Genomic DNA, 24,535 nt, shown 5'->3' with positions numbered 1-24,535 from the left:
CATCGACCAACCGGTCATCAGTCGGAATCGGTCGCCGCCGGCCACAACCGCACGGTGCCATCTTCGGACGCGGTCATCATCAGATCACCCTTCTCGGTCAAATCCAACGCGGACAAGGCATCCTTGTGACCTCGCAGTTCCAGCAACTCTCGTCCAAACCTGGCTTGTTCGTCACGATTCGCTCCCTGTGCGATCGGATCCCACACTCTCACCGAGCGATCTTCACTGGCGGTAAACAACCGAAGCGGATTGGACAACACGGCTAGATCGGAGATCGGTTCCGCATGTCCAATCAACTGAATCGGGGCCTCAATGTCCGCCGTTCCAAGCTTTGGATTGGCGAACCACTTCTCCACGTCCCACATTCTCGCGACGTTGTCGGATCCACCAACCGCGACCCACTTGGAATCTTTGGAAATGCGGCCGACGTTCAGTTTGCCAAGCGATGGATCCGCCACCAAGTTACGCGTCGCCTCCCCATCCATTCGCATCAACGTCGCCGCACCTTGATTGGTTGTCGCCAGCAAACACGAACCATCCGGACTGAAGTCCAACGAAGCAATTCCGCCTTGCAAAACTGGATCGTTCCACTGACGGACGGACTGGAATGTCCCTGAGTTCTCATCAAAGTCCCAAACGCGAACTTGTGAATCGTCACCACCGGTTGCCAAGCGAAACGTTTCCGTAGGAGAGATCGCAATCGCGCGAACAGTGCCCTCGTGAGGCGACTCTAATTTGCCGATTGTCTTGCCAGTCTCCGCATCCCAAACTTTGACACTGCGACTGGCCGTGATCACACGGCGATCACCATCGGCAAAGGTGGCTCGTGTGACCGCACCGTGAGCTCGATAGCTCATCAGATGCGTGTTGGAGTCACCGTCCCATCGAAACGCCGCATTGCCGTGCATGGTCACGAAGCGATCACCTTGCAGCGACGCCACCGCGGTGCATTCCCCAATGCGTTCTGGCAGTTCAACCGCGGCGACTCGTTTCGCCGTACCGATTTCGCTGGACAGGTCCCAGGTCTCAACGCGACTGGAACGATCTCCGGCTGGAATCACAACCAACCGAGCCAACCGACCGTCTGTTGAAAATGCCACTCCGCCAAAGTTAGGACGGCCACCAAAGGCGCTGGTCTGATCCTTTGAAAATGTTTCCGAAAGCAATCGTTGTTGTCTGCCGCTGGGAAGATCCCACCAAGTCACACTGGCAATGGTTCGGTCGGTTCGCTTCGATTGATCGATCGTGATTGCCTGCCGTCCATCGGGCGAAACGACAAGGCCCATCACAAAGCCATCGGTGTCATAGCGGTCCGCCCAACTCCGATCGGACCAACGCCAACGCATCAAAGATTGATTATCGGATCCAACCCAAACGCTTTCTGAATCACCCGCGAACGATGCGGTGTTGATGCGAAAGCCAAGGAGATCATCGATTGGTCCACCGACCGGTTCGCCTGTTTGCAAATCCCAAACACGGCCTCGGCCCGCTCGATCGCCGCTGAACAACCAATGGCTATCAGGAGAAATCGCCAGTGCGGCGACGGATTCTTCATGGCCATTCAAACGATGCAGCAACCGAGGCGAAACTTGCTTGGACGGATCCAACTTCCAAACCAAAACATCCGATTCGGTGGAACTGGAACCGGTGGCAAGTAGGCTGCCATCTTTCGAAACCGCCAACACATCGTTCAGTCCCGTCCCACGAACGCTGCCGAGCTCTGTTCCGCGATCGATGTCCCAAATGCGGACCGTCGCGTCGGCATTGCCGAGAAACAATCGACGATGCACAGAGTCCATTCTCATGGACATCGCACCGAACTCGCTGCCTTCTTCCAGTGTGCCACCATCCTCTGCGGACGACGATCGCTCCTCCGACGAGATCGTCAGACGAGTATCGAATCGAGATGTATTGGGATCAATCGACAACACTCGCGCCGTGTGATCGCGACTGGATGTCACAACCTTTGTTCCATCGGGGCTAAATCGAGCCGACCAAATTTCGTCCTCGTGGGCGGCCGTTTCGAATGCGTCCAAACCATCGGCCGCTAGATTCTGATCGCCCTTCGGCTGAGTGGATGTGAGATCGTCTTCCAATCCACTGTCCAACCGTCCCGTTTCTGATTCCCAATAGCGAAGCGTTTGATCGTCGCCCAGGGACAGCACGTCACCACCGGATGCAGGAACAAACACCGCTGACTTCACCGCCCCGCCGTGGCCTCGCAACGATCGTTCGCGAGTCCAAGGCCCAAGTTCGGCTTCGCTCGGAACGTCCGCACGCGCCCATGTTCTCACCACGTAGTCTTTACCGGCGGTGATCAGTCGATCGAGCGTCCCGTCATATCGAATGGCCTGCACCCCGCCGCGATGAATTGGTGTGGTTTCGCTCAACGCTGCGGAGACATCGACATTGCTTTTGGAAGCATCAACCGAAGCCAAGTTCTGAACCGCACTTTCGATGTTTTTCTTCGGATCCGCATCAACCAGATCTTCTTGATCCCAAACGAATACGTTTCCATCGGTGTCACCACTCGCGAAGACGGGAGAGTCATTCTCCATCCAAGCCGACACCGCAGACACTTCCGAATCATGCCGCATGAAACGGCCAACCCGAGTCCCAGCATCTGCTCCACCGACACCGATGTTCCAAACCGCCACACGTCCCCGTGCCGAATCGTTGACCGCCGCAGCAACCCAAACCGTTTCCCCATCGCGAACGGCAGTGACTTGTGTGACTGGACCGACGTGCCAGTGTTCACTGAAAGTAGGAAAGCCATCATCGCCATTCGAAATCAGGTCCCAAATCCGGACCGTACGATCGGTGGATGATGACACCAACGTGTTTGAGTCGGCAAAACCAAGGTCGCTGACCGGTCCGTCATGCGTCGGCAAACGCGATATGCGTTTGGACAGATCCCCGTTCCAAATTTCGATTTTTCCGTCCAGCATTCCAATTGCGACTTGTTCGCCTGATGCATTCATCGCAGACGCCGTGACGAATCCGCCATTGGGATCGTCCCACGCTTCCGCCATTGTCAATCGACCGGAACTGGCGAGAGAGAATGTCGCGATCCGCCCGTCATCTTGAACGATCAAACCACGCCGAGTCTCACTCGTTGGAGCCTGAGCCAACAACAATTGATCCGCGATCACGGGTAGCGAAGCGACCGTTTTGGATTGACGAACGGTAGCTGACAACCAACGCAGTTCCCATGGCAACGGCTCCTTGGGGAATCGCTCTCGATAGCTATCGGTCAACTCCGAAAGAATCCGTCGAGCGTCAGAGAACTCGTTGCGATCGACACGGGCTTTAGCCAATCCAATTTGAGAAACATACGACTCGTATTCCGCTTCGGCTCGAGCGATCTGAGCGGCTTTTTCGCTCGCCTTAGCTTTGGCTTTCTCCCGAACTGCTTGATCCCTGCTTTCATTGGCTTCCACAAACCGCTGATTCGCGAGCGCAGTTTGCTCTTTCGCGATCTCCCGCTGCTCTTCCGCCTTTTTCCGTTGTTCATCTGCAAGGGCCTTCTGCTTTTCAGCCACCGCTTTCTGACTTTCCGCGTTTTTTCTTTGCTCCTCAGCGATGTCCTTCTGCTCGGTGGCCGTTCTTTTTTCTTTCAGCGCGACCTGTTCCTGTTCTTTCGCGATCTGGGTTTGCTCCTCGGCTCTACTTGCCTGTCGCCGAGCCTCTTTCTCCTTCGCATTGATCGTCACCAATGCGAACGCACCGCCGAAAAAGATGAACAGCAACATCGCAGCGACGGCACGCTTCAAGAACTTGAACCGTGACTCACGAGCCTTTCGATCCTGGATGGCTTGTTCCAGCTTCATCGCCATGGCTTCGTGCTCGGGCGACTCGTGCAGCAACACGCCCTCCGGTTTTAGCAACGACAAGCCAAGATCAAAGTCTTTGTTGTCATGGGCCGCGGAAGCATGAGCCAACCGCGCCCGAGCCATGCCGTCTCGCGCGGTTTGGTTTCCATCCCAAAGATGCAATGCCTCTTCAAAACCAAACGTCGCCCGTGAGAACAACGTGTACGAAAGAGTCTGCTCGGCCTTGTTCAGATCATCTGTCGCCCTGGCCGCCAACGAGATGCTTTCGGAGTGCGAGCGATACTCACGAATCGCGTCTTGGAACTCGATCACGCTCGCATAGCGGTCTTCGATGCGAGTCGCCATCGCCCTGCGCGCGATGTTGAGCAGTTCGCCTTCGTGACGTGGATCGACCTCCCGAATCTCGTTGGTCGCAACCGCTCGCAAGCATTCGCGAACGTTCTTGGCATGGTGCGGGGCCTTGCCGGTGACGATCATGAACAGCGTCGCGCCGAGCAGATAGATATCTGCCGCCGGACCAATCGCCTCCAGTGGTCCCGTCGCCATCTCAGGCGCCATGAACGAAGGCGTGCCGCCCAATCCTTTCGCGGGCGTGATTGAATTGAGTTTTTCAAACTGAGGCAGTGCCAACGCGATGCCCCAATCCATCACCATCACGACACCAAAGTCACCCAGCATCACGTTTTCGGGTTTGATGTCTCGGTGAATGATCCCTCGCGTGTGAGCGAACGCGATCGCATCAGCCACCTTGATCAAGATCTCAAGATTCTCATCCCGCGACTTCTCACCAATGACTTTGTTCCAAGGCGTGCCGACCACACGTTTCATGGCATAGAACAAAGTGTTCTCGCCGGTCACCGCCACGTCGTGAATCGGAACGATGTTGGGGTGATCCAAATCGCCGGTGATCACCGCTTCGGTCAAAAACTGCTGACGCCGACTGTTCTCGGTGGACTCCAAACGCCCCTGTTCTCGAAGTGCCTCGCGTTTGTCGTCTTCCAGCGGCTTGATGATTTTGACCGCGATCAATCGATCCAAAGATCCTTGTCGAGCAACAAAGACATTGCCCATCCCACCTTTGCCGAGCAATCGAACCAATCGGTAATCCGACGCTTCGGTTTCGCTTTCCTGCGGAGTCGTGACTTGTCGTCCACGCAACGGCAACGATGAACCGGCAACCGCCGATCCAAACTCACTGAACGAAGCAACCGTCGCAGCACCGGTGTGAAATTCCTGAGACAGCTTGGACCAATAACTCACATCCTCGGATGTCAATTCGCGAGGGTTGATGGTTTGACCAATGTCTTCGTCTGTCAGAATCGTTCCCGCGGTCGCCTCGCTTTCATCCCCTTGAGTCTTCGAATTCGCGTGGATGGTGGGGATCGTGCTGTCCGCCGTTTCATCCAGCGTCGCATTGAGATCGACCGTGGCGTATGTTTCCACCACGGTCAGATCAGACTCTTGGACGGTTGCATCGACGTCATTCAACGTTTCGTCGACAACCGTGGCATTGGCGTCCGAGACCGTTTGGTCCGATTCCAGCAATGTCTCATCGGGATCGAAGTCAGCGTCTTCCACGACGGTTTCATTCACATCTGAAACAGTCGATGTCGCATCCGAAATGGTTGCATCCGTGTCCGTCACGGTGAACTCATTTTCAATGACGGTTTGATCGGAATCTTGAACCGTCTGGTCGGTTTCTTCGACGGTCTTGTCCAGATCAGCGACCGTTGCATCCTGGTCGTTCGACGGAGCAACCGGAAGGATGTTGCCTTCGTCCAGGGTTGCATCCAAGTCGACTTGATCGACCGTCTCGCTCAGTCCACGATGATCGTTTCGTTGAAACGAATCGGTTTCCTCGACCGTTTCATCCAAGTCGAAATGGTTTTCGGTCGCATTCTCATCCTCTGGCATACCGTGATCTGGTTCACCTTGGCGATCTTTATCATTCGTCATGATCACGCTCCTCGTTTGGGAGTTGATCCGAATCCAATTCTTCTAGATCGAGCGGAATCAAACGCAACGTGCCAGCCTCCAGGTCATCGCCGGTTTGAATTGGACGCCCATCTCTCAATTCAACCTGCAGGATCGTGCGTTCATCCGACTCACCGATCACATATTGAATCTCATACTCGCCATCGGGAAGCTTCGAAAAGAGGCGATTCAAAGAATCACTTTCCAAAGAACGATCCGGCAAACGCACCGGTTCGATCAAGTCTTCCGCATCGGGATCCGGCGAGAGCGCACGAAGTTGAAAGAACTCTTCTCGAATCGCCGTTGGACTGGACGAAGCTTCGGACGTTTCGAACGTCACGCTCGTGAGCGTTGTGGTGGTCGTCATGATGACGGGAGTCACCGGATCAACCGGCTCGGGAATCACATCTCGAACAGGCAAGAAAGCAAGCGGCACGTTCACACGAGGAATCACAAAGAACGCTGCTCCTGATTCCAAAATCGGACCGGCTGATGTTTGCGTTAGAGGATTGTCGGTCGATGAAATCACGCTTCCGGGAACATCCAACGAAACAAGAAGTCCATCCGTGTTGGGTTGAGTGATGGATTCGCCGAGCAACTGGATCGACTCATGATGCTCGACTGCGAACAACACATTCAAAGGGTCGGTTGCACTTCCGCGTCCATTCAAAGTCGATTCGAGAATATCGTTTTCCATGTACACATGGCTGACGCTGGTCGTTTGAAACGAGCCCGGAAGATCCTCAACGCGTTGGAACCGTTCCGTTTCGGCTCCCCAATCGATGATCAATGTCAGACCATTTTCACCTTCGGTTCCGAGGTTGACCGACAGAATCCCCTCGGCATCGTTGACATCAAACTGCGAAAGGATGTTCGTCCGAATGGAGTCATGCTGATAGAACGCTTCGGTCAATTCACCAGGTTCCGGCGCGACCGGCGGAGCTGCTGGACGGGGCGGTAGGTCCGGATTGGGTGGAACGAGGTCTTCCGGATCGAGCACCGGTCGCGGTGTGAATTGTCTCGCAATTCCAACGCCATCCCCGGTGTTGATCTCGAATTGCCGACCAAGTTCGATTGCGGGTGCGGACAATGTCACCGCACCGGCTTCAATCGATGCCGCTTGGATCTGCACGTCATACAACGCCACAATCCGTTGCGAGGATGACAAACGCACCCGGCCATCGGCCCCAAGTGCCACGACTTCGGGATCCAACTTGCGATCGGGACCATCATCGATGGATTCATCGTCCATCAAAATCAAATCGCCTTCCGCGTGCACGTCGACGAACCCGTTGCCGGCCACCACGTCTTTGATGATCACATCGCCATCGTTGCGAACCCAAATGGAACCTTGGTGAACGATTACTTTTTCGAGAGTCAACTCGAGCCCGCCGAATTGTTCCAAGCGGAAATCGCCATCGCCAAACTCGATTCGCGCGACCACCGGCTCATCCATCGCCAACCAAACCAAATCCACATTTCCATCACCGGCATCAACGTCCAATTGAGTCACCGATTGCAACTCCAACTCGCGTACGTTGCCGATGCCGTCGTTTGCTTCGAGGAGGAGTTCATCCGCGATGAAGTCCGCCAAATTGTCCACGGCGGAATCATTGATCGAATTCGCAAACACCTCGATTCTCGCGTCACCCGCGTCAATCTGCTCCACAATTAAATCGGACTGGCTGACCAATTGCACATCCGCATCAGCCGTGAGTATTCGGACGTTGGAGATTTGGTTGCTGGTTTGATTCAGCGTCACGCCCGCATCAGCCGAAACGTCCAGATCGTCGACCACCAACGTGCTGGTCACCAACTGACGGACCGCACCTTGGCCAGTCACTTCCAAGACCGGCGTCGTCAAATGTGATTCCAAGACCAGATCATCTTGCAGACCGAGCAGTTGAACTCGATCTTGAACCGTGGTGGTTGCTTCTCCCAAGTCAACGCGCCCGACATCTTCGGTGGTCAGTTCGGTGATATTGACAACCGACATACCCAACTCAGGCAGCAACGCGAATGATGTGTTTGCGTTGCCACGGACCGAAATCATTTCCGCGGCGACATCGACATCATTTCCGATGGTCGATGGCGATAGCACTTCGACATCCACGCTGTCGTTCCCCAGCCCGCCACGAACAGTCGCATCCAAACCATCAGGCAATCGCAAGTGCAACGAATCGTTTCCACCGCCCAAGTTCACTCGAACGCGACCGCCAGTAATCGCGTCGATGCCGATCGAATCGACCTGGATCGGATTCCCAATCACGTCGTGGCCAATCGTGATCGGAATGATGCCCGTCACCGAATCCGTGAATTGAAGTTCGCCGCCTGGGGTGAGCGATGATTCGATGGTGTCAAAACCCGCGTCCCCTTGAACCAACAATTCACCCAGCGCGGTCAGCTCGGCGGTCGCATTGAGAACCAACCGTTTTTCAAGCGGACGAATGCTCGGAACAAACCGGGCCGGTGTGCCGACTTCGGCGACATCCGCTCGGATCCATTTTGTCCACGAACTCGACCAAATTCGCGACGCCTTTGGCCTCCAATCGCGAGCCAATTTGGACTGGAGAAATCGCATGATTCTGGAGGCTTTGGTGACCGAGTGGAGAACGTGTATCGAGACGATTTCGCGAAGAAATATTCTAATCCGCACTTGCTTCAGGAACATTCAAAAGCCTCCTCCGCACCGAAGAACTGGCTCAGGTTGAAGAAACCACCCAAATCGCAACGTTAAGGTGTTCCGATTGCAACGATTCCTCCCGGTTTAGCGGTTGTTGCGATCAAAATGGGGAAAGGAATGGGTTCCGCCGATTGAGACCCTGAGGGACCAGCGTGAGTTCCCTCCGGAACTGGACGCAAATTGAAGCGAAGCTATGAACTTCATCCAAGCACTGATGGCTCAATCGCGATCGACCGAAATCATCGTCGCCGATGTTTCTAGGCCACTGTGGGCTGGTCGTGTCTCGAGAATCGCGATGCTTATGCTTGGTTGTGCGTGTTTCGCCTCAGCGACGGCGAACGCCCAACAATCGCAATCCGTATCGTTGGCTCCCGCGACGCAGTCCGCTTCGTTTCGAAGCATGCTGAAGGACGATCAAATCAGCACGCACGCGGCGCAAACGGTCTCGCACCAATTGACCGATCAATCATCCGCTCCAGACGCCACCCAAACGGACCCACAGCAACGCGCCGCGGAAAGGCTGCAATCACGATTCGCGGCACTCGAAAAACCCGTTCGCGAAATTCACGTGGTTCAGGCGGACGTCGCGGGTTCGTTTCCCGAAAACCACGCCGCCGAGTTGCTCGCACCAATGGCCGCGCACGTGATCGAAAGCGATTGGCATGAGATCCCAACTTATGATCGCTATCCGGTTTGTTTCTTCCACCAGCCATTGCATTTTGAAGAACGCAATTTGGAACGCTGCGGCAACGGAAACGGCTACCTGACCAACGCCGTCTCCACATTCTGGTTCCTCTCCAACACCGCCGTTTGGCCGTATCGAATGGCCAGCGAACCGCATTGTCAGTGCGTCAACTCAGCGGGCGACTGCAAAACTTGCCAACGCTACGCATTGCCGATCGAACCTTTGCATACCGATTCCACTCGGCATGAACTCGCGAAAGGTGTGCTGGCCGAAGCCGCCGTGATCGCCGGTTTCACCTTTTTGGTGCTCTGAATTGGCCTCGATCGATGCAGCTCATCGCGGCACGAATCACCCAATCTCGGTGAGTCTGTGGTAGTTTGTTCGCACCGATCAAAATGTCCCGAGGCGATGGCAATTTCGGCCCATCCGGTCACGGGCAAACGTTGAAAAGGAAGCACCATGAGTGACGCAGTCTCGCACCTGATCTTTGACGTCGAAAGCATCGCGGATGGCGATCTCATCTCGCGCGTCCGTTACTCGGGTGAAGACCTGTCCCCAGACGAGGCCATTGCGAAGTATCAAACCGAACGATTGGAACAAACCGGGTCGACGTTCATTCCCCATACGTTTCAGGTTCCCATCGCGGTGGTGGTCGCCAAAGTCACGTCCGACTTTCGCTTGGTGGACATCAAATCGCTAGACGAACCCGAGTTTCGCCCGCACGTCATCACCAAGTACTTTTGGCAAGGCTGGGAGATGTACAACATGCCCCAGTGGGTGACGTTCAACGGCCGATCGTTTGACATTCCGATCATGGAACTGTCAGCGTTCCGGTATGGAATTTCGATTCCCAAATGGTTTGACGACAGCGGCTACAAATCGCGTCGCAATCGATTCAGCACGCATGCCCATTTGGACTTGCAGGAACTGTTGACCAACTTCGGTGCCGCTCGCTTCAACGGAGGCCTCAACCTGGCCGCCCAAACGTTGAACAAACCCGGCAAGATGGGACTCAGTGGCGATCAAGTCCAAGCGTCTTACGATGCCGGCAATCAGAAAGAGATCAGTGATTATTGCCGCTGCGATGTGTTGGACACGTACTTCGTGTTTCTGCGGTGCATGGTGCTGACGGGCAAACTGGAATTGGAACGAGAGATCGAACTGGTTCAGCAAACGCGTGATTGGATCGAAAAGGAAAGCGAAACCTGCCAAGCCTGCGCCGATTACATGACGCAAATCGGGGATTGGGACAACCCTTGGCTCGCCGAATCGGAAGAGGCTGACGCCGAGCAAACTGAAAGCGAAAATGACGTCTCCGCCGACACGGGTTCGAAAAGCACTGCATCATCGGGCGGCGAGCAAGACGCGGCTGAACCGGACGAATCCAAAGCATGAACGCTGAGAATTCCTGATGAGCAACCAAGCACTGCGAGTGACCTGCCCGAATTGTGTGGCATTGATCGAATTTCCCGTTGTTTCACGCGACAACGAATCGAACAACCAACCGTTCCAGAGCGGTTCATGTGCCGCATGCTCACACGTGATTGACTTGCGAGTTGCCGGCAATCAAGTTCCCGCCGACCCGCACTCGTTTGCCAACCGACAACGAGCCGTCACGCTGCTGCAGCCCACTGAATCGTCGGTTGAGAGCGTCTTGTTTGACGCACTTCAATTGTTTCGCAGCAATTGGAAAGTCTTGTTGGGCGTGTCTTGCCTGACAACTTTGATTTGGTTTGTCTTGGTCGCGTGGCCTTGCCGAAAGCTAAGCGATCTTTGGACCTTGGCTCAACAAGACGCGACTCAGATGCTGACCTTTGTTCTCGCGACTTTCATGGTGGTCTGCGTTGGCATTTTGACCACCGCCTACACAACTTCCGTGATGGCGAGAATGACGTTGGCCGTGGCTCGTTATGGCCGCGGCCGAAACCAGTCACCCGTTCGATTTGCTCCTGGATCGGACGCGATGCCGTCCCGGGGAAGCTTGTCCGTTCCCCCACGCGTGCTGTTTCACATGACTTTGTTCATGCTGTTCGTTGCCGTGATGATGGGAATGCTGTTGTTGGTGGGCGTGGCGGTCATGATTGCGTTCATGTTGGTCCTTCCGTTTCCGCGTGAAACAGCGACACTGTTCGGCACCTTCTCCGTCGGCTGCGTTTACTTCGTTCTGATCTTCGCATTGCAGTGGCTCCTTTGGCCAAGCGTTTGCTTGATCGCCGACGGTCGATCCTCGTTCGGACAGAGCCTGCAACAAAGCTTCGCGCTATCGTGGATACATCGGCGGGTGAGCCTGAAAGTTGTCACGTTCTACTTTTTGCTATCCACGATCGGTGCTTTGCTGTTGTACGTCGGCCAAGCCATCACCACTCCGATCGCGAGTCTGCCGTTGGCGGTGGCATATCTGCGGATGACGGGCGGCCAATCGGCCCTCGACTCGACCGAGTGAAACGGGCTCGAGCCCTTTCCCCCCGCCTGATTCCGATCTCGAAACACGCTGCGTGCGGATTTCGGTTCACGACCTGGGCGGATCATGCCGATCCTTCCGATTGGAGTGCGTACGCAAGGAACGCGTCGTCTCACCCTGGTTCGTCATGCGGGGGCATACGAAATGAGAAACACAATCAATCGGCGTCAACTCTTGGTCGCACTGGCAACGGCATCCATGGCCTCACCGGCTTGGAATGCGTTGGCGGCACCGCCGTTGGGCGTCAATGGCGTTCAATTGGTGGGCGAGCCCACTCAGTTGATCACCGCCAACGACCTGCCCGCGGCGCGTGTGGTTCGTCTTCCACCGGTTGATGACCGTGTGAAACAGGTGGTTGTGACCGCACTGGCGATTGACCCTCGTGGCGAATGGTTGGCTGTTGCAGGCGACGACCACGTAATTCGTTTGCTTCGTCAAGAAACACTGCAAATCGTTCGCACCTTGGGCGACGGCCAGCGTTCTGGAGAATCCCCGATCGGCCACAGCGACATGATTCGCACGTTGGCCTTTGATGCAACGGGAAGCCGATTGGCATCTGCCGGCAACGATGGTCGGTTGGTGATTTGGGACCGGAACCAACAATTCAGCGTGTTACAAGAAATCGGATCCGCGCCCGCTCTGGCGTGCGTCAATTTTTCACCGACCGGCCACCAAATGGTCGCAGTTGGATTTGACAAAGAAGTGTTCTTGATTTCGAACGAACCAACCAAAAACGATCGACTGCTTTGCGATTGCAACGATTTGCGTTGCTGCGTTTACCGGCACGATGGCGAAGCACTTGCGGTCGCCGGTCGCGACGGGCACCTGCACTTGTTTGATCCCAAGACGGGCAAACTGATCGCGGACCAGCATTTGCACGAACGACGCGTTCGCGACTTGGCGTTCATGCCAAACTCGGACATCTTGGTCAGTGTCGACGAAGACGGCGTGATCCTACGCTGGGACACACGGACCAACGAAGTGCTTTCGCGTCAAAAGATCACCTCGGGACGCTTGTTCTCATTGGCGATCGTCGACAGTCATCGCATCGCGGCGGCCGGCAGCGACGATGTGATTCACTTGGTCGACTTGGCCGACGACGGTCGATCGCTTTATGTGTCCGGACAACTCAGAGGCCATGTCGGATCGGTGGCAACGCTTGCCGCCGTCGATGGCATGGTGTTCTCCGGCGGATTTGACGCGACTTTGCGGCGTTGGGATTTGAATCGAAACGCAATGGCGGACAGCAAGATTGCACTCGGCAACGACGGGTCGACCCCGGCCAGCGAACCGACACCTCGCTGACCCATCGACCGCATCTCATCCTTCCATTCCTTCAGCTGACCTGAACTCCCTCGCGTCCAACTGAAATCAATGTGCGGTACAAGGAGGTACCAAACGTGATCTGGAAACGTCTCGAACGATTGCTAACACCCAACACTTCTGCTTCGACCGGGCGGAAGATGCGCATCGAGTCGCTGGAGAATCGTCGTTTGATGGTGGCGGATCCGATCCATGTGGGATTGGTCTATTTGGAAACGGACTACTTGGAATCCGATCAAGACGTCGGCAGCGACTCCAAGGGCGACCGATTTTTGCTTTCGTTCACCGGCGGAGCCCCCGGCACCGAGCTGACGGAATTGATCATCCGCACCGACAAAGACGGCGATGGAATCTCGGTTGGCGATCCGATCTTTGATACCGAGGTGGGCAACCGTGGAAAGAACGGTGCGCATCCATTCACGGTTCAGAAGATTGAGACACTCGATGGGACGCCCGCCGATGTGACCGCGACGGTGGATGATGGTGGACAAGTCCTGAAACTCAACTTCCGTGGCTTCAGTGCCGGCGATCAGTTGGAGTTCACGATCGACGTAGACGAAGTGTTGCGCAACCTCCCGGACCTCGATGAGTTCAACCAACGACTCGACGTGATCACGTCGGGACAAGAGTTCCAAGATTCGATTTTGGAAGCTCTCTTCGAAGCTCCGGACTACTACGCTGCCGAAGCCGATGCGATCTTCTTGAACGACTTTGGAGATCCGGCCCAGCAATACGGTTTGGATTTGCCGCCGGACGAAGGCACCGACATCGACAGTCGGCCCAACCGATCCGCCGCCGCGGTCGGAACCGCCACCCAGACTCCGATCCCCGCCTCGATTGGTGGATTTGTCTATCGAGACGACAACGATTCGGGCACCAAAGACGCTGGCGAAGTCGGCTTGGGTGGAGTCACGGTTCGGTTGATTCCCGTCGACACGATCGCGCCACAGAACCAGCTCGAAACCAAAACCAACGCCGACGGCTCGTACCAATTCACGAACTTAATGCCAGGTCGCTATCGCATCGTCGAAGTCGACCAGCCCGCTGATTTGGAAGACGGCAAAGACTCCGCCGGTACAATCGATGGCCAAGTGGTCGGTTCAGCGATCAACCCGGGCGACGAAATTCGCGACATCATTCTCGGTGGTGGTGATGTCGGGGTGGAGTACAACTTTGGCGAAGTCCCGCTGGGATCGATTGGCGGCTTTGTGTACTTGGCCGCACCCGGTGCAGACTGCGATGGCGATCACGACGAAGGCGACAGCACGCCTCTGCAAAATGTCGAAGTTCGTTTGATCGACGAACAAGGCAAACTGGTCGCAACAACGCGAACCGGGGCGGACGGCAGCTACCTCTTTGACGATCTGCGCACCGGTGTTTACGAGATCGTCGAGATCACTCCTGATGGCTTGCTCGATGGCGGGTCGCATCCCGGGGAAATTCGCACCATCGCATCGAACATCTTCGTTCCCGTCGGTGGATCCGTCGACGGCGGCCGAATCACCAACGTCGCGTTGCCACCCGGCGGTGAAGGTCACGAGTACAACTTCTGCGAAGCCGCACCAGGATCGTTGTCCGGCGAGGTCTATCACGACCGCGACAACGATGGCACTCGAGATGCTGGCGAAGAAGCGATCCCTGGCACCGAATTGGTGCTGGTTGGATCGGACGGAAACGTTGTTGCCACCACCGTCACCGGTCCCGATGGCGCGTACAAGTTCAGCGGTTTGGCGGCCGACACCTACCGCATCATCGAAACGCAACCGCTCGGCTACATCGACGGCATCGACTCGGTCGGTCAAATCAATGGAACCACGGTCGGTGGACTGGGTTCGGATTCAGACAGCTTGGTCGGCATCACGTTGCGTCAGGGTCTGCACGGCGTCAATTATGACTTCGGCGAACGCAAACTCGCCTCGCTCAGCGGACGCGTGCACGTTGACTTCGACGAAGACTGCTTCAAGGACGACGACGAACCAGTCTTGGAAGGCGTGACCATCACACTGGTCGACGACAGCGGCAATCAAGTCGCGCAAACGAAAACGGACGCCGACGGTCGCTACTACTTCACCGATCTGATTCCCGGCAACTACACCGTCATCGAAACGCAACCGGAAGGCTACTTCGAAGGTGGAGCCAAACCCGGATCGGCTGGCGGCGTCAGCGAGAACGGCAGCCGAATTGGTTCGATCACGTTGACGTCGGGCGAAGTCGCGGTGGACTACGACTTCTGCGAGCGACCACCATCGGAAATCTCCGGGGTCGTGTACGTCGATCGTGACGCCGATTGCTTCCGCGATCCAGGCGAAGAAGGCCTGTCAGGGGTTCGCATCGAACTGGTCAACGAAGCCGGGGACGTCATCGCAACCACGCTGACCGATGCGTCGGGTTCCTACAAATTCACTTTCTTGCCAGCCGGTTTCTACACCGTTCGCGAAATTCAGCCGAGCGGCTATTTCCACGGCGGCCAAAAAGCGGGCAGCCACGGTGGCAACGACTCCCAAGCCGATGTGATTTCGACCATCGACATGGGCTGGGGCGAAACCCTGACGCAGTACAACTTCTGCGAACTGTTGCCATCCGAGTTGTCCGGCATTGTTTATGTCGACAAAGATGCCGACTGCTTCCGCGATGCTGACGAGATCGGTCTGGCCGGCGTGATTGTCGAACTGTTTGACGAAAACGGTACCTTGGTCGGCAGCACGACCACTGACGCTAGCGGTGCCTATCACTTTGGCAACTTGAAATCGGGCGTCTACACCGTTCGCGAAACGCAACCGGAAGGCTATTTCCATGGTGGACAGGTCGCGGGCTCGGGCGGTGGCGATGACAGCGTCGCCGACGTGATATCGACCATCGACATCGGCTGGGGCGAAACGCTCACCGACTACGACTTCTGTGAGCTTTTGCCATCGGAGTTGTTAGGCGTTGTCTACGTCGACAAAGACGCCGACTGCTTCCAAGACAACGACGAACCCGGCTTGGGCGGCGTTCTGATCGAGTTGTTCAACTCGGCTGATGAACTGGTCGCAACGACCACGACCAGCGCAGACGGTTCGTATCACTTTGGAAACCTGCAAGCCGGTTCTTACACCGTTCGCGAAACGCAGCCCGATGGCTACTACCAAGGCAGCCAAATGGCCGGCAGCGCGGGCGGTGACGACAGCGTTGACGATGTGATCTCGACGATCCCGATTGGTTGGGGCCAGACGCTGACCGATTACGACTTCTGCGAAGTCTTGCCCAGCACGATCTCGGGCATGGTTTGGGCTGACACGGTTCGCAACAGCGTCTTCGACGACGGCGAAACTCCGCTGTCCAACGTGATCATTGAGTTGCGTGACGAAACCGATCAAGTCATCGCGACAACGCAAACCGACAACGAAGGTCGCTACACGTTTGATTCGTTGCCGCCGGGAACCTATTCGGTCCATGAATCACAACCCGACGGCTACTTCCAAGGTGGCCAAGTTGTCGGCGACTTCGGTGGTCGCATTCTTCGCAGCGATGTGATCGGCGAGATCACCATCCCCGGTGGCATCAACGCGATCGGTTATGACTTCCCTGAATTGCCACCCGCAACGATCACCGGATACGTCTTCCAAGACGGTGAAAACCTGGTGCTTCGAGAAGCTCCCAGCCCGGAAGATTTGCGAGAGTATCGCGATGGCGAACTGACCGATGACGACACTCGTTTGGCTGGCGTCACACTTGAACTGCGAAACGTTTTGGGCAGCCCCATCGACAGCTCGACTGGAGCCTTGGCGGGAACCTATGGAACCGAAACCATTCGCGTCACCACCGACGAAAATGGTTACTACGTCTTCAGTGGATTGCGTCCTGAAACGGTTTACTCGGTCTACCAAGTCCAACCTGCCGGCTTCATCGATTCACTCGACACCCCCGGAACACTTGGTGGTCTGGCGATCAACGTTGCTGACTTTGTATCCGACAGTGGTGAAGGAACGCTGACGTTCCCTACGTCCGTTCAGAACTTGATGGCCGATGCATCGACCGATCCAAAGTTCGATGCAATCTTGCAACTGTTCGTCGGTGCGGGCCAAACCAGCGCCAACAACAACTTCAGCGAAATCGCGATCGAAGACCCACCAGTCTTCCCACCGCCAGAGTACCCAACCGAGGATCCGATCACCCGGCCGTTGGCACCCATCGAGACGTTCGAAACTCTGATCCGGCCAATGGCATTTGGAATCCACTTGGATCCCAACCAGCAATTCTTCTTCGCCGATGAGTGGCAGGTCAGTTGGCACCTCAGTGTGATCAACGGTGGCTTCCCTCGCGGCGACGGTGTCGATTCGGCGATCGTGCAAGCGGACGAGTTCTCAGATGACGGTGATCTGATTCGTCCCGCCAACTATCGACTGGGTCTCGATGGCGACGGCAATGAAGAAGGCGATCGAAAAGGCAAGCTGCCGAGTTCCTTGTTGCGGAATGATTTGATGGCGGGGCTTTGGCACATCCAAACACCCACCGTTCGAACGTTGGCATCGCAACCTGAAACGGGTTCACACATTCAAATGGGACACCCTGACGCCACGGCGCTCACGGGCGACTTCAATGGCGACGGCGTCGACGAAGCCGTGCTGTACATGGGTGGACAATGGTTCGTCGACCTCAACGGCAACGGCACCTGGGACGCTGGTGACATGTGGGTCCGTCTGGGGACCGAACTGGATCGCCCCGTTGTGGGTGACTGGGACGGAGACGGCAAAGACGACATCGGAATTTTTGGACGCCGTTGGGAAAACGACTGGGCTCGTATCCGACGCGACCCTGGTTTGCCCGACCCCGCCAACATTCGCCGACGTGGCCTGACACGCGAAGAACTGGTTCCTCGCGAAACGACCGCCAACGAAGACCAACAACGCATGTTGATGCGTGGTGAAGACGGCGGGTTGCTGGCGGATGCGGTGGACCACGTCTTCCAGTATGGCGAACAAGTCGACACGCCCATCGCGGGTGACTGGAACGGCGACGGCATCGACCAAATCGGTGTCTTCCGCGGCGGCCAATGGTTGCTCGATGATGATGCCGATGGTCGTTGGACTGGCAAAACCAAACCTCACGACTTTGGTCGCCCCGGTGACGAACCCATCGTCGGTGACTTCGATGGCGACGGCATCGATGAAATCGGCGTGGTCCGAGGTGACGTGTGGATCATCGACAGCGACGGAGATCGCAAGCTGACGGCCAATGACAAACGCATTGTCGTGATGCGAGAGTCCGCCGATTCGCAACCGATCGTCGGCGACTTCGATGGCGACAACAAGGATGACCCCGGCTACTACACCAACGCCGGCTGATCCCTGAAACCATCCGGCCAAACCGTACGATGGACTTCCAAGTCCGTCGGTGCCCGCTACTTGTGACGGACTCGGAAGTCCATCCTACGGTCAGCAAACCAAATTGGCGTTTGATGGTCGCTCCAACCGCGGCCTTCATTGCCTGGAACAGGAGCACGGATTCGCTTACCCTGCGGTCCGTTTGAACGTGACTTTGAAAGAAGTCCCACTCCTCCTCCATGATTGAGCTGATTGAATGTCGGATCGCATCATCCTTCGCACTGGTGAATCTCTCGTCGCCGGTGGCCCGCCTTTCACCGCCGCAGAACCCGAGGTCGTCATCGGCGAACTCGACGGCCCCGTTGGCACCGCCCTGGCCACGCTGACGGGCGACCAATCGATGGGTCACTCCAAAGTCTTCGCAATTCTGAACACGGACATCCAAGTCCGCCCGGTGACGTTGTGCGTCAGCAAAGTAACGGTCAAAAGCAGCCGCTACACCAACATCCTGATGGGCACCGTTCAAGCCGCGATCGCCAATGGCGTTTTGGATGCGGTGCGTGCCGGCGACATCCCCAAGGAAAAAGCTAACGACCTCGGCATCATCTGCAGCGTGTGGTTGAATCCCGGTGTCATCGATGACGACAACTTGGACCACAAAGCCTTGTTCGAAATCCATCGCAAAGCGATGACGCAGGCAATCAACAAAGCGATGAACAACGAGCCATCGATCGATTGGTTGCTAGAGAACCAAGACAAGATCACCCACAAGTATTACCAGATGGGTCTCGACGGCAAAATCTGATTTGTCGGTGGACCTGTCACCAATTGGCACCGTCCGATCGAAGACACCAACGACAGTTCGAAGCGTCTTGTCCGGCTCGTTACCGGAATATTGATCCGCTGGCAGGTTCTTCACTCGGCTGACCGTTCAGGGCGGCGATCCATTCCGCAGGGTCGTTGCCCAAGTCTTTTCCGGTGCTCTCGCGAAGCGTTTCGATCACCAAGTCCTGCGTGGCAGGATCCCGGTCTTGAAGAGCGAGTTTGAGCGAATTGTTTGAGATCTCACCGGGGTGTTTCCCCAGAGCCGCAATCGCGGCGTGCCGGACATCTTGGTCTTGCGATTCACCGGCGATCGAAGCCAGCAACTGAGCCGCTCTTTCTTCGGAACGCTCACCCAAAGCGCGACACGCTTCCATGCGAACCTTCAGGTTGTCATCTTTCAAACCTTTCGCGACCAAATCAATGGTGGTCGCGTCTTTGGAACGTCCCGCGGCCAAGATTGCCAATCGACGCATCTCAGCGCTGGGATCGTTTTCGTAGATCTGTTCCAGGTGCGGCGTCCAGGTTTGTTGACGCTCGGCGGGCATGCCGTACATCGAATTCGCCAGCGTCTGCAATTCTTCGCGACGTTTGTGATCCGTCACACCGATCGCCTCGTCCGCCTTCCACTGCCGCATTGTGAAGTACGGATTGGCGTGCTTGAGTGCGTACATGGGACCATCGTGACAGCCCCCGGACAGCACCAAAACGGGTGCTAACACGACGACAGGCATCAACGGAACGATCGACTGGAAAAGGCGACTCGCCATGCGGTTCATCCGAGACGGGAAGATTCATTGAACAATTCAACCTTCGACGTAACAAAAGCAAGCGGATGAGAAAAACCCCAATTCATTCCCACCATGTTTCACGGGTGTGTTTCTCATTGATAGAGCCTGTCCCCAAAAGAGGTTGAAACAGGAAAGAGGTGGAACCAGCGTCGGTTAGGCACCGTCCGGCGGGAACGCTATCCTTTTCCCTTTGAAGATATCGCCTGCTAGTCGAAGTTTCGATTCTCGATCTCTGTTTCCCCATCGTTGGGCCGCTCTTGCGAGAGGCACCTGACACCTACTTCCCGACCCGATACTAGATTGAAGTGGAGCCCTGCCTTTGTCATCCCACGGTCTGAAAACAAAATTTGAATCCCTCGGGGGACTGGAGCAGTTGGCGTGTCAGCTTCTTGCCATCGCCTTTGACACCGTCGACCTGCCGGATCTAACGAAAATGGTGCGGCACGCGTTACCTTGCTTGAGCCAAGCCGGGAAACCGACGCCCCCCAAAGTGACCCAGACAATCCTCAAACCGGTGCTGAAACGGTTGCAAGACACCGGTTACATTCAGTCCCAATCCAACCTGCGGTTCCACATTCTGCCGTCCGTGGCCGACGCGGTACTGAGATCATCCATCCACGAGGGAACGTTCTCGGAACTGCTGGTCACCGTGAACACATTTGCGACTCACCACCGATTCCGGTGGAGACAAACTTACCAGTCAGAAAAACAGAAGAATCAACGGCTGGCTTTCTATCAAGGCGATGTGGAAAGCTATTTCGAGCTTGTCACTGATGAGGCGATCCAAACACGAAAACTGGGCCTGCTAACTCCCTTTGACGAAACCGTCTACGAAGGCCTGCCTATCGAACTTCAAGACGCCTACTGGCCGGTCTTCGGACCGTCCCTGTTGCACACGGCGAATGGCTCGACGGGGATGATGGATCATGTCGAAGCTTGGTTGAAACGTTCTTCTCCCGACGACGAAGTCGCCGTTTCCGTGGGCACCGATTTATTGTTTGCCGCGGGTCGCTGCTCGACGTTGCAACCGTTGGCGGAACTGCTGAAAAAGCAACGCCCCGAAATTCTCGGGCTGGTCTGCCTTCTGCAAGGTGACCGAGATCAAGCGATCCAACAATTTGCCACCGCAATGCCAGCTGCATCGCTTGGAAAAAGCTCGTCCTCGACGGCATGCCAAACCTTCGCCGGACTGTATTACGCGCTGCTATTGCTCAGGCAGTCCGATCCTCAGGCGACCGCGACGGCCGAAAAAATCATCCAGCGACGCATCAAGAAATTGGATCAGGATCTGCTGCTTGGATGTGATGCCGTCTTAAGCGGCTGCGACTTCTTAAAAGACCCAGGACTGATCCAGCACATCCAAGTCAGTTGGACCGATGATGCATCTCGCCCCTTGGCAACGTTGCTCAGCGGTTATGTGCGTGAAATTTGTTCCAACGCCGAAAATGCAGCCAGTGAACTGAAAAACCTTGCCAAAGTCAGCAAGTTGTATCGCACCTCGGGACTGGATTGGCTGGCTGCCGAAGCGATGACCCTCGCCAACGAGCTCAAACCAAATCAGTCGACGAAGAAAACGATCGAGAAACTGTACAACGCCACCGGCACATCACCGATGGCCGGTCAGTTCGAGCGAACACCCATCTGGAAAAAGCAGCTCGGCGCCTTGCAAGCTTTTGCGGCGAGTTACCAGCCCGCGTCTTCCCCCGCGAAGCAGACGGGCCCCGCAACGCCGCGAGAGAGCGACCGTTTGGCATGGTTGGTGACCATTGCTGCCAATGGCCACCACCTCGATTGTCGGCCAGTTCACCAAAGCTATGGCAAAAAGGGCTGGTCCAAAGGTCGCCCCATTGCTTTGGAGCGAATCTATGACCCGAGTCGACTCGCCGAGTTTAATTTCTTGAAGCCAGCGGACCGAAAGATTTGCGGCTCGCTGCGTTGCGACACTTCACGTGACCACTACGGGTACACCGAATATCGCTACTACTTTGAAACCGCGTTGTTGGTCGATGCCCTGGTCGATCACCCTTGTCTGTTCATGGACGACGACTCCCGATCGCCAATTGAAATCGAAAAGGGTCAGGCTCGTTTGGTGGTCGAGCAATCGTCCGAGGGTGGCGCAACGATTTCCTTGTCACCTCGACCAACATCCCGTGACTGTCATTTGCTGGTCCATCGCGAAAGCACGTCAAAGTTTTCGATTGTTCAGTTCAGCGACGCGCAGTTGAAACTGGCATCCATGTTGTCCGACGGTTTAACGGTGCCCGATTCCGCCGTCGATCAGCTGCTCGACGCGGTGCGGCCACTGGCACCGATCGCGCCGTTGCATTCGGAGATCGAAGTCGCTGCCGAGGGTGCGGAACAAGTCGTCGCCGACAACGCCATCCACGCTCACTTGACTCCTTACGATCAAGGTCTGCAAATCGCGTTCTTCACTCGCCCCTTTGGCGACAGTGGCGGTTTCTTCGTTCCGGGTCAAGGCAGTCGAACGGTCGTCACCAAGATTGACGGTCAGATGCGATCAACTCGCCGGGATCTGGAGGCGGAATCAGAACACCTTCGTGCGGTGCAAAACGATTGTGACTTTTTGGGTGAGCAAGCCGGTGCCGATGTCATCGACCTGCCCACCGCCGCGGAGGCTCTCGAAGCGCTGCTGGAACTGGAATCGCTGGTCGAAGAATCACGTTTGACATTGCACTGGCCCAAGGGGCAATCCTTTCAAATCGCTGGGTCCGCGGATGAGTCGGACTGGAAGATCAAGATCAATGGGGGCCAAGACTGGTTCGCCGCTTCGGGGCAGCTGCACGTCGATAGCAAATTGGCCATCGAGATGATGGATCTGCTGGAGATAGCTAGCACCAGCACGTCCCGATTTGTGCAGCTCAACGACGGGCGATTTGTGGCGTTGACCGAACACTTTCGCAAGCGACTGGAAACGATGGCCGCGTACACGGATCGCCGCCAAAACGAAGTGCGGTTTCCCACCATTCGCACCACCGCGATCGCCGAACTGACTGGCAACGCGGACCTGACCGCCGACCAACAATGGAAATCCCAGATCAAGCGAATCGAATCGGCCGACCGAGTCCGGCCGAAAGTGCCCAAAACTCTGAACGCCGAACTACGTGACTACCAAGTTGACGGTTTCAAATGGATGTCCCGTTTGGCTCACCTGGGCGCTGGCGTCTGCCTGGCCGATGACATGGGATTGGGGAAAACGCTGCAGTGCCTCGCGGTCCTACTCAACCGCGGCAAGTCAGGTCCGGCATTGGTGGTCGCGCCGACTTCGGTGGCCGCCAACTGGGTTTCCGAAATCGCACGCTTTGCCCCCTCACTTCGTCCGATCCTGTTCAGCGAAGCGGATCGCGAAACGGTTGTTGAGTCCTTGGGAAAACGAGACCTGCTGATTTGCAGCTACGGTTTGCTGGCCAACGAAGCCCAGAAATTACAATCCCGACGTTGGCAGACGCTGGTTCTCGATGAAGCCCAAGCGATCAAGAACGCGGAGACCAAACGTAGCGAAGCGGCGATGGGGCTCGAAGCGGATTTCCGAATCGTGCTCACCGGCACGCCCATGGAAAACCATTTGGGTGAACTGTGGAACCTGTTTCAATTCATCAACCCAGGACTACTCGGTTCCTCGGAGTCGTTTCAAGAACGCTTTGCCATTCCGATTGAACGCGATCATCGCCGCGACGTTCAACGCCAACTCAAGCAATTGATCGCACCGTTCATTCTGCGACGGACGAAGTCACAAGTTTTAGATGAACTACCACCGCGAACCGAAATCACCGTGCCGATCGAATTGGGTGAAAACGAAGCCGCGATGTACGAAGCCATTCGTCAAAAGGCACTCCAAAACTTGGAGGACAGTGACGACGACCGCCCCATGCACATCAAGATCCTGGCGGAATTGATGCGTCTGCGCCGGTTCTGTTGTCATCCCGATTTAGTCGACCCCAATGCTGGCTTGGAAGCGGCAAAACTGGAACGCTTTACCGAAACGGTGACGGATCTGATCGCGGGCGGTCACAAGGTGTTGGTGTTCAGCCAGTTCGTCGGCCACCTGCAACTTTTGCGAGACCGGCTCGATGAGCGAAAAATTTCATATCAGTACCTGGACGGCAGCACGCCAGCGAAGAAACGCAAGACCAGCGTGGATGCCTTCCAGGACGGCGAAGGCGATGTGTTCTTGATCAGCTTGAAAGCCGGAGGCGTGGGGCTGAACCTGACGGCAGCCGACTATGTGATCCACATGGACCCCTGGTGGAATCCCGCGGTAGAAGACCAAGCGTCCGACCGCGCCCACCGCATGGGACAACAGCGGCCCGTCACGGTGTACCGATTCATCACCACAGGGACCATTGAAGAACGAATCCTAAAACTCCATGAAAGCAAACGCGACCTCGCCGACAGCCTGCTCGAAGGCACCGAATCATCCGCGAAACTCTCCGCCGAAGAACTCATGAAGTTAATTCTGTAGAGAGAGAGAACGCCGGTTGCCGAAAGCCTCCTGCCAACCTGACTCGAATCAATCCGCCACCTCTTTCCCAGCGTCGAGGTCGTGCAGTTTTCTGACACCGCAATTCGGCAGATTTGAAATGTCGCACCTCTCCCAAAACGAAGTTGGGGGAGAGCTCAAGCGACGCCGTTCAGGCGTACG

10 protein-coding genes are annotated in these 24,535 nt (G+C 56.1%); 7 read left to right on the top strand and 3 right to left on the bottom strand.

Features of this window, described 5'->3' with window-relative positions:
- Window positions 1–17 precede the first annotated feature (17 nt).
- Both B2R17_RS15830 and B2R17_RS15825 read right to left on the bottom strand, forming a co-directional pair.
- On the bottom strand, window positions 18–5,789 hold the full coding sequence (locus tag B2R17_RS15830) for a WD40 repeat domain-containing serine/threonine-protein kinase (protein WP_286764740.1): 5,772 nt from the start codon (window positions 5,787–5,789) through the stop codon (window positions 18–20).
- Window positions 5,779–8,388, bottom strand: coding sequence for a hypothetical protein (locus B2R17_RS15825; protein WP_286764739.1), 2,610 nt, complete (start codon window positions 8,386–8,388; stop codon window positions 5,779–5,781). Before B2R17_RS15825 ends, B2R17_RS15830 begins: the two co-directional genes overlap by 11 nt.
- Window positions 8,389–8,683: 295 nt before the next feature.
- On the opposite strand from B2R17_RS15825, the gene B2R17_RS15820 reads away from it, so the two are divergent.
- From B2R17_RS15820 to fae, 6 genes are all read left to right on the top strand, one after another.
- Entirely contained in the window at window positions 8,684–9,487 is an 804-nt protein-coding gene (locus tag B2R17_RS15820; protein ID WP_286764738.1) for a hypothetical protein, read from the top strand.
- Window positions 9,488–9,634: 147 nt separating this feature from the next.
- On the top strand, window positions 9,635–10,570 hold the full coding sequence (locus tag B2R17_RS15815) for a 3'-5' exonuclease (RefSeq protein ID WP_286764737.1): 936 nt from the start codon (window positions 9,635–9,637) through the stop codon (window positions 10,568–10,570).
- Between the two features lie 16 nt (window positions 10,571–10,586).
- The gene (locus B2R17_RS15810) at window positions 10,587–11,618 is read left to right on the top strand and encodes a hypothetical protein (protein ID WP_286764736.1); all 1,032 of its coding nucleotides are present in this window, start codon (window positions 10,587–10,589) and stop codon (window positions 11,616–11,618) included.
- Between the two features lie 162 nt (window positions 11,619–11,780).
- Window positions 11,781–12,941, top strand: coding sequence for a WD40 repeat domain-containing protein (locus tag B2R17_RS15805; RefSeq protein WP_286764735.1), 1,161 nt, complete (start codon window positions 11,781–11,783; stop codon window positions 12,939–12,941).
- 158 nt (window positions 12,942–13,099) lie between these two features.
- A complete protein-coding gene (locus B2R17_RS15800; RefSeq protein WP_339888480.1) occupies window positions 13,100–18,283 on the top strand; it encodes an SdrD B-like domain-containing protein in 5,184 nt (1,727 codons plus the stop codon).
- Window positions 18,284–18,518: 235 nt separating this feature from the next.
- The gene (fae, locus tag B2R17_RS15795; protein ID WP_286764733.1) at window positions 18,519–19,067 is read left to right on the top strand and encodes a formaldehyde-activating enzyme; all 549 of its coding nucleotides are present in this window, start codon (window positions 18,519–18,521) and stop codon (window positions 19,065–19,067) included.
- A 79-nt stretch (window positions 19,068–19,146) separates the two neighbouring features.
- Here the strand turns inward: fae and B2R17_RS15790 are convergent, their stop codons facing one another.
- Complete coding sequence (locus B2R17_RS15790; protein WP_339888476.1) at window positions 19,147–19,863, bottom strand: HEAT repeat domain-containing protein; 717 nt, start codon at window positions 19,861–19,863, stop codon at window positions 19,147–19,149.
- A gap of 502 nt (window positions 19,864–20,365) precedes the next feature.
- Here B2R17_RS15790 and B2R17_RS15785 point away from each other — a divergent pair.
- Window positions 20,366–24,355, top strand: a complete 3,990-nt coding sequence (locus tag B2R17_RS15785; RefSeq protein ID WP_286764731.1) for a DEAD/DEAH box helicase — start codon at window positions 20,366–20,368, stop codon at window positions 24,353–24,355.
- The last annotated feature ends 180 nt before the right edge of the window (window positions 24,356–24,535 follow it).

Source organism: Rhodopirellula sp. UBA1907 (genome assembly GCF_002337565.1).
GTDB classification, from domain to species: Bacteria; Planctomycetota; Planctomycetia; order Pirellulales; family Pirellulaceae; genus Rhodopirellula; species Rhodopirellula europaea.
Note: the sequence above shows the minus strand (reverse complement) of the source record. Positions and strands in the feature narration are given on the sequence as shown.